This is a genomic window from Blautia sp. DFI.3.45, assembly GCF_020593505.1.
Classification (GTDB): Bacteria; Bacillota; Clostridia; order Lachnospirales; family Lachnospiraceae; genus Blautia_A; species Blautia_A wexlerae.
The window spans coordinates 1-224 of the sequence record NZ_JAJDMI010000260.1; the positions used below are offsets into that span (position 1 = coordinate 1).

At 38.8% G+C, this 224-nt stretch carries 1 pseudogene; it reads left to right on the top strand.

Annotated features, from left to right (window positions below):
* Positions 1 to 38: 38 nt before the first annotated feature.
* Positions 39 to 224: pseudogene (locus LJE09_RS17810) on the top strand (hypothetical protein); the annotation flags it as partial.

Here is a 224-nt window from a genome sequence, read left to right on the forward strand (position 1 = left end):
AAATGACATTAGAAGAAAGCCGGGAAATTATACCCTTAATGGAATCCATGATTGGTCAAATCGAAGAACAGCAGAACCTAATGGCAGAAATGATTCTGGAAATGCAGAACCGGGACACTCAACTCTCTCTTATGCAAAAACAGAATCAGAAATTACAAAAATTAAACAACGAGTTATCCGAGCTGCTCAACATTTTGCCAAATACCGAGGAACTGCTTTCCAAG